This window comes from uncultured Lactobacillus sp. (genome assembly GCF_947367085.1).
Lineage (GTDB): Bacteria > Bacillota > Bacilli > Lactobacillales > Lactobacillaceae > Lactobacillus.
The window spans coordinates 60,689-68,438 of sequence record NZ_CANBCP010000004.1; the positions used below are offsets into that span (position 1 = coordinate 60,689).

At 34.9% G+C, this 7,750-nt stretch carries 6 protein-coding genes; all 6 read right to left on the bottom strand.

Annotation, left to right across the window (positions count from 1 at the left end):
• Positions 1-93: 93 nt before the first annotated feature.
• The gene (locus Q0Y70_RS01490) at positions 94-1,848 is read right to left on the bottom strand and encodes an oligopeptide ABC transporter substrate-binding protein (RefSeq protein WP_297815642.1); all 1,755 of its coding nucleotides are present in this window, start codon (positions 1,846-1,848) and stop codon (positions 94-96) included.
• A 329-nt stretch (positions 1,849-2,177) separates the two neighbouring features.
• A complete protein-coding gene (gene galU, locus Q0Y70_RS01495) occupies positions 2,178-3,065 on the bottom strand; it encodes a UTP--glucose-1-phosphate uridylyltransferase GalU (protein ID WP_297815644.1) in 888 nt (295 codons plus the stop codon).
• 136 nt (positions 3,066-3,201) lie between these two features.
• Positions 3,202-5,160, bottom strand: coding sequence for an FAD-dependent oxidoreductase (locus Q0Y70_RS01500; RefSeq protein ID WP_297815646.1), 1,959 nt, complete (start codon positions 5,158-5,160; stop codon positions 3,202-3,204).
• A 121-nt stretch (positions 5,161-5,281) separates the two neighbouring features.
• A complete protein-coding gene (locus Q0Y70_RS01505; protein ID WP_297815648.1) occupies positions 5,282-6,244 on the bottom strand; it encodes a DUF3642 domain-containing protein in 963 nt (320 codons plus the stop codon).
• Positions 6,245-6,308: 64 nt separating this feature from the next.
• Positions 6,309-6,758 carry a hypothetical protein gene (locus Q0Y70_RS01510; protein ID WP_297815650.1) on the bottom strand — a complete coding sequence of 150 codons (450 nt, stop codon included), beginning with the start codon at positions 6,756-6,758 and terminating at the stop codon, positions 6,309-6,311.
• 135 nt (positions 6,759-6,893) lie between these two features.
• Positions 6,894-7,750: hypothetical protein (locus tag Q0Y70_RS01515; protein WP_297815652.1), on the bottom strand; the 857-nt coding region annotated here is incomplete at its 5' end.

A 7,750-nucleotide genomic window follows, 5' to 3' on the forward strand; every position in this document is an offset into this window, starting at 1 on the left:
TGATATGACCAATCTTAGCACTTTAAATAAGTATCTACAAACACAAAAAAGAAGCAGAATATTCTGCTTCTTTTAAGTTGTGATCTATTTTTATTATTTAACGTATCCTAAGTTAAAGAATACTGAGTTAGATGCAGATGGCTTAGTTGAGTAACCAGTAAGCTTGTCGTTAACAGCAGTTACAGTGTAACCATTAGTCATTGGTAATACGTAAGCTTCATCATGCATGTATTGTTGCCATTCGTGGAACTTCTTGACACGGTAATCCTTGTTGAAGGCCTTTTGTGATGACATTTCTTCAAGTAACTTAGTGTTCTTCTTAGTTACGAAACGTGAAAAGTTGAATGGAGCTTTTTCTGCGTAAAGGTCATCTTGAGTTGGTTCACTTGATAATGACCATACACCTTGAAGCATATCGATTGATGGATCATCATTTTGAACCTTGTCGTAGAATGAGTTACTTTCCATCAAACGACCCCCTGCTAACTTAACGTTCAAGCCAAGCTTGTGCCATTGTTGTAAGTAGTTTTGGATAATTGGTTGTTGAGTTGAGTTACCTTCCATTGCACCGAAGTGGATTACTAATGGCTTACCATTTGGTTGTACACGCCATTTACCCTTCTTCTTGTAGCCTGCTTTATCAAGTAATTCGTTAGCCTTCTTTAAGTTTTGAGTGTAAGGTTTAACATCCTTGTCAAAGAATGCACCGAATTGCTTAGGAACTAAAGTAGGAACTTGGAATGAAAGACCGTGAGTGTAACGCTTAGTTACAGGTTCAATGTTCATACCGTAAGCGATAGCTTGACGCAAAGCCTTGTTGTTCATCTTTGCGTTAGGGTTCATTACGTTTGCACCCTTCTTAGCATCCCATTTACCAACTTTGAATGCAAGGTATGAATATGATAGAGGAACTTTAGCAACAAAGTTCACATTCTTAGTACCCTTTACACTTTCCCATTGTGAGTTAATTACGTCAGAAATATCGTATTTGTGTGACTTAATAGCTTGAGAAACTGAGTTAGTACCAATTACTGAGATAGTAACCTTCTTTAACTTAGGAGTTCCACGCCAGTAGTATGGGTTACGTACAAATGAAACTGATTGTCCACGTACAACGTGGTTAACCTTAAATGGCCCAAAGAATAAAGGATTCTTTCTAACTTTATCGGATGAAACTAAGTCCTTAAATGGAACATCCTTTAAGTAGTGATATGGAGTAGCGTTTTCCCAAATGAAGCCGTTACCTGATTGGTTCATACCTGGTCTCATTTGTTTGAAGTGGATGACAACCTTACGGCCATTTTCACCATTTGGCATTTCAATACCAGAAATAGTCTTAGATTTGCCATCGTGGTATTCTTCAAGTCCTACAATGTTAGCCAAACTAGAAGTATAACGTGATGATTGAGTTGCTGGGTTAGCAATAACTTCGTAGGCAAACTCTACATCTTTAGCAGTAACTTGCTTACCATCTGACCACTTAACGCCCTTTTTAACGTTAATAGTTGCAGTCTTAGCTTTATTATCAATTTTAATAGTAGCTGGACCTTTGTCAGTGTATTGGTAAGTGTCGTTAGTATCGAACAAACTTTCATTTGCTGGAGCAATAACGTCAGTGTCGCTTGCATCAGTAGAAAGTTCGTTGTTAAAAATACCCTTGAATGGAGAGTTTGAAATCTCTGCAATTGAGACGCTTCCACCGCTCTTAGTAGCTTTCTTAGGTACTGCAGCTTTAAAATTCTTAACATCATCTGCACTGTTTGAGTTTGACTTATTGCCACAAGCAGCTAAAGTTAAAGCCACACCAGTAAGTAAAGTTAAACTTCCAAATAATTTGGCTTTTTTCATATTACATTTCCTCCTGTGAGTTAGGATCAAGTTGATGTTTAAATATTATCATCTAAATTTTAAAATTACAAGGGTTTTGCTTATATTTTTTTAATTTATTTTCATTTAAAGCCTATTTAGGTAAAAAAGTAAAAATCTAAAATATGTCCAAGCCCACTTACAGTGGTACTTATCACCACTGGTTCAGTCCAATGATTAAGTTTATGAAATTTATTCTCATAAACACGTAGCCTACTCATATTTTCTATACTCATACAGAACAAAATGAGAGAATATTGATTTTTCTCATAAAAAAAGAATGGCTCACACACTAGCCATTCTTTCTTTATTTAGTTGTTTTTTTGTAGCTCTTTAGCCTTTTCAAGAATGAATTGTTTCAATGAATCACGAGTTTCAGGGTGTGTTAATCCGTATTCAATTGAAGTTTCTAAGTAGCCAAACTTATTACCTACATCACTTCTGTGACCCTTAAAGACATGGGCGAAGACACGTTGAGTCTTATTCATCGTATCAATAGCATCTGTCAATTGAACTTCGCCGCCACGTCCAGGCTTTTGGGTTGCTAAAACATCGAAAATTTCTGGAGTTAATAAGTAGCGGCCAATAATAGCGTAGTCACTTGGCGCTTTATCAATATCTGGTTTTTCAACAAATGATTTAACATTGATTAAACCTGGCTTAATTTCACCATCCGGTTCAATGACACCATATTTTGAAACTTCCTTATGAGGAACTGGCATGACAGCTAAAGTTGCAGCATGAGTTTCATCATAGCGATTAATTAACTGCTTAGTCAATGGAACTTCATCATTCATCAAATCATCACCAAGCATAACAACAAATGGGTCGCCACCCACAAAGCTGCGTGCCTGATAGATAGCATCGCCCAGACCGGCTGGATGAGGCTGGCGGGTATAATATAAGTTGACACCTAAATTGGTAATACCTTGTACTTCTTTTAATAATTCAATCTTGCCAGTTTTTTCAAGATCTTGTTCTAATTCAGGATTTGCATCAAAGTGGTCTTCAATTGATCGCTTATTTTTACCAGTAACTATTAAAATATCCTCAATACCTGATTTTTTTGCTTCTTCGACGATAAATTGAATAGTTGGCTTATCGACGATTGGCAACATTTCCTTTGGCATCGCTTTAGTTGCAGGTAAAAATCTTGTACCTAAGCCTGCAGCTGGAATGACTGCTTTTCTAACTTTCATGTTCTTCTCCTCCAAGGTTAGTATTTTTAAACAAAAATAATTATAGCACGTTTGTGATATTTTTAACTATAGCTTTATTATCAAAAAAAGACAGCCGAAGCTGTCTTTCATCGTATGTATAAATCTTACAAGCTTATTATTTTGCCATTTGCTCAGCTACTAATCGACCTTGAGTAGAATAATCAGCTAATGAAAAACCGATCATGTAAAAGTCACTAAACAAAGCTCCAGTTGACATTTCACCTAAAGCATAAAGATTGTCAAAATAAGTTCCGTCTTGTTTTTCGACTTGCATCTGATGGTTAATTTTAACTCCACCAATTGTTCCCCAAGAACCAGGCATTACATAAAGCGCATAATAACCGTCTTGGCCAGAAAACTCTACTAAATTATCCTTAGACTTGCCAAATTCATCTTTGCCACTTTGACAAGCTTTTTGATATTTTTCGAATGTATTCTCTAATTCGGGTAAATCTAACTTTTCTGCAATCTCTTTGATTGAGCTACTCTTAATATAAGTTTTTTCACCTTGGGTTACTTTATCAACGCGTTTTTTAAATTCAGGATCCATCGTCTTAGCATCATAAATCAAATAATAACGTGGACTTCCTTGACGATATAGTTCGGTAGTTAAATTCAAAAAGCTAAATGGTGCTTCATTTGTAAAACGTTCACCTTTATCGTTTACTACAATTGCGTGGCTGTAATCCGGTTCATTACTATAGTTAGTATACATTTGTGGTGCAAAATCTAATTCCGCATTCTTATATACATTATTATCAAAGAACTTTGCCCCTACATCTTCTAGAAGTTTATAACCGTCTCCAGTATTACCAGGATTTGCCTCATTAAAAACATTAACTTTATTCAGACTTGGAGTGAATTTTTCAAGCATCTCTTTGTTTTGATAAGATGCACCACCTGTAGAGATCACAACATTTTTAGCCGTAATCTCAAATTTACCATTAGCATTTTGTGCTTGTATACCAGTTGCTTTGCCATCTTTAATATTGATCTTAGTAATAATCGTATCGTTTAAAATTTGGCCACCCTTATCTAAAATATACTTTTGTAAGATTTCAGTGATTTTAGCTCCTGGTGCAAAGCCGGCTGCGATATAAGGCATTTTTAAGAAAAAGCTTGGTTTACTATCTGCAATTTTGAGTAATTCATCAAATGTCTTTCCAGATTCTTTAGCTAGATATCTGACAAAGTCTAAATCAATAGGACGTTTGGCGTTATGCTCATTCAATTCTTTAACCCAGCCAACCAATTCGTCTATATTATTAGTTTGATTTACTTGTTCTAGTGCCTTTGAACCTGTTGTAGCAAAAGCTCCAGCTGCATATCTAAATGAACCACCCGGTTGGTCATTTTTCTCAACCAAAATCACTTTTAACCCATTTTGCAGGGCAAACGCAGCCGTTGATAAACCAGATAATCCTGCACCTGCAATAACAACATCAGTTTGACGGTCTTTAGCTTCAGGGATGTATTTTTTATAAGGTTGTCTCTTCCAAGAAGCGGCATCTCCTCCAGCTTCATTAATTGCTTTGCTTACAGCTGTCAAAATTCCGTTTGAGGTGACACTTGCACCTGTTACTGCATCCACACCCAGAGTTTGTTGGGCAACAATTTGTTTAGGAATATAATCCATCGCATAATCGCCAACATTTGGACTTTCTGTTTGCGATAAAATTTTGACATCTGTAATTTTATTATCTTTCGTAGTCACACTAACTTTGATTGGACCACCATGTCCTTGTCCTTGAGCTATAAAAGTACCATCATTCAACTTTAAGTTTGTTTCTATTTTTTGGCCGCTAGCTTTTTGAAGAGCTTCTTTAACCGCATCTTTGACTGCCCAAGAAGTCACACTAGCTCCACTAACTGCATCAACATCGGATGATTGTTTTGACAGAATTTCATCAACTAATTGCTTTTTAGCAGCTTGCCCAAAAGATTCACTTTCACCAGATAAATCTAAATCTACATTTGTGATTTTATTATCATTAATGGTGACCTTAGCAGTCACCTCACCATCCATCCCTTTAGCTTTACCTTCATATACGCCAGATTTTAACTGTTTATTCATAACCAAGCCTCCTTAGATTGCTTGTTAATCATTTTACAAGGTCATTATAACATTGCTATACATGTATGAACGATCAAATTAAAAAAGCAATCATGTTTAGATTGCTTTTAAAACTGAGATATTAATTCAAATCCGGATCATTCTCTCGATAAATCAAATTGTCAAACTTAGCATCTGAATTTGCTCGCGCTTCACTTTCACTCTTCCAAAGTACATAGTCAGTCCATGCATGTGCACCTGATCCTTGAATTAAAACTGTTTGTCCTTTTTCTTGAGTGAGATACAAATAATAACCAGCTCCTGCTGTCTGACTCCAGCCATGAATATTGATCATATTGAAGCCTCTATAATTCATTTGGGCAGCTCGACCCCAATCTTGAGTTTGTTTAATATAAGTTTGATCTTGTAGATAATCCATCAGATTAAAACCATTTTTCATTTTATGTAAGACTTGATGTGAATTTTCACTTTGGCTTTGCTGAGAAATAGTATTTTGACCGATTTCTAGTTTGATAGTTTCATCATTAAAGATTGTGTACCAAGTCCCTTGCATTGCCGCTGGGATATCAAACAAACCTTCATCTCCAGGAAGGCCAGAAGATTTTTCTTTAGACGCATTGTCTTTTTTTGCTGGCGCAAAAGTAGCGGTATCTTCCTTTTTTGGAGAGTCTTTGCCAATAAATTTGTCTAAATCAAAATTCGTCACTTTCTTAAAGACGACTTTCTTATGAGTACCGTCATTAGTAATAGTAAGCTTGCCCGATTTATCAAATTTGGCTGTTAGCTTAGTATGATCGTCATCTTTAAGCTTTATACTAAAAGTATTCTTGGACTTTTTCTTCCAAGTTAGCTTGTCGTCTACGTTGCTTTCAGCCTTTGAGACAAAACGACCTGTATGGTCAGAATCAAACTTAAATACTTGCTTACCTGATTTATAGGTCCCGACAAGATTATAAGAGATAATTGTTTGTGAGATTTTAGTACTTTCTTTTGGTGCAGGCTTGGCATTATTTGCGCAAGCAGCTAGGCCGCAGCTCATTAAGACGGCAGTTGAACATAATAGAATTTTCTTAGTATATTTCATCTTTTCCTCCATTTGAACAATGTTTATTTTATTACAAATGAAGCAGACTTTAAACGAGATCTTTTCAGTCTTCTTTTGAATACTTCAATGCAGCAAAGTCCCTGCTATCGGTTATTAACTGAAATGCCATGAAGAATAAAAAAGTTTTATACAAATTGAAATTAGCCAAATATAGTAAAAAGATCATCCCGCCAACAACTAAGCACAATGCAATAATTCCCGCGCCAATTACCATCCCTGCTCCAAACTCTCCCGTCATTTCAGATAAAGTGCTTTCCTCATCTTCATCATTTTCAAGCTTTAAATCGCGATATCTCTTACTGAATCTTTTGCTCAGCGCAATAAAAAGTGCAACTGAACCCACTAGAGCAATTAATGAACCATCAAAGCTAAAATCTGCTTCAAATCTGTCTTGAGCATAAAGAATGCCCCCGATCAAAATTAAAACATCGGCAATTAAGTATATTTTCAAGATTTTTCTTTTTTCAACTTTGTATTCTTGCTGTCTCATCATTTTTCACTCGCTATTCTGATCGTTTCATCTTTTTCTATTTTGGCATAAGTAATAGAATTATTGTATATCTATGATATTAAAACAGCATCCCTTGTATGTCATCAAGAGATGCTGTTTTTGCACTTATAATTCACTTTATATGCTTTTTTCATTAATTACTTCATATAGATAATTAAAGATCTCACTTTTGTTAACAACTTCAGTACCAATAACTACAACTAAAATCCTATCAATAAATTGATTATTCACAACGACGGGTCTTTTTAGAATTGCTTCAAACAAGCGAAAGTCTTTTTCACTAGCAGAAATTATATGTGGCAAAGAAAAATTTTCAATTACTAATTGGTTACCTGCCCTCTCTCTATTTAACAATGCATCTTTTTCAATTGAACTAATTAAATCTTTTTGGATCAATTCGTCTAAGAAATCAGAAAGTAAATCTATAAAATCTGAAGATTGATTCGTAAGTTCATAAGTATACGCTTTTCTTGCATTCTCCAGTAATTTGTCAAAAGTCTTATGCCGAACAATTGATTGTATTTTCTCTATATCACTATCTGTAATTAAGCTTGAAACAATATAATCTATATTTTCTTGTTTATAATTTTTAATAAGCTCGGCATCCAAGATAATCGTATAATCCTTATTTTTCAAATCTATTTCTTCTAAATCTCCAACTACAAATACGCGGCTTCCTTTAATTCTTTCTTCAATTATATTTTTATTGATAGAACTAACAGCTGGACGTTGGCTAACCAAAATCAATTTATAAATACTTTTATCTTCAATAGATAACGCCATCATTATATATAAGCCAAGATAATATGGATTAATATACAGAGGGGAATATTCTTGATTTAAGGTAAGTGATATTTTTTTAGCCATATCAAATGCTGCCGGTTGACGTTGCAAATAAGCATTCACATCACTCTTATTTTTAAGTATATACAACGGTAAGATTGCAGATCTTGAGATATGATTCAGGATTTGCA

What these genes read in the sequence shown, in the direction of transcription:
- galU (WP_297815644.1), bottom strand. Translation starts at nt 3,065, where the DNA reads ATGAAAGTTAGAAAAGCAGTCATTCCAGCTGCAGGCTTAGGTACAAGA.
- Q0Y70_RS01500 (WP_297815646.1), bottom strand. Translation starts at nt 5,160, where the DNA reads ATGAATAAACAGTTAAAATCTGGCGTATATGAAGGTAAAGCTAAAGGG.
- Q0Y70_RS01490 (WP_297815642.1), bottom strand. Translation starts at nt 1,848, where the DNA reads ATGAAAAAAGCCAAATTATTTGGAAGTTTAACTTTACTTACTGGTGTG.
- Q0Y70_RS01505 (WP_297815648.1), bottom strand. Translation starts at nt 6,244, where the DNA reads ATGAAATATACTAAGAAAATTCTATTATGTTCAACTGCCGTCTTAATG.
- Q0Y70_RS01510 (WP_297815650.1), bottom strand. Translation starts at nt 6,758, where the DNA reads ATGATGAGACAGCAAGAATACAAAGTTGAAAAAAGAAAAATCTTGAAA.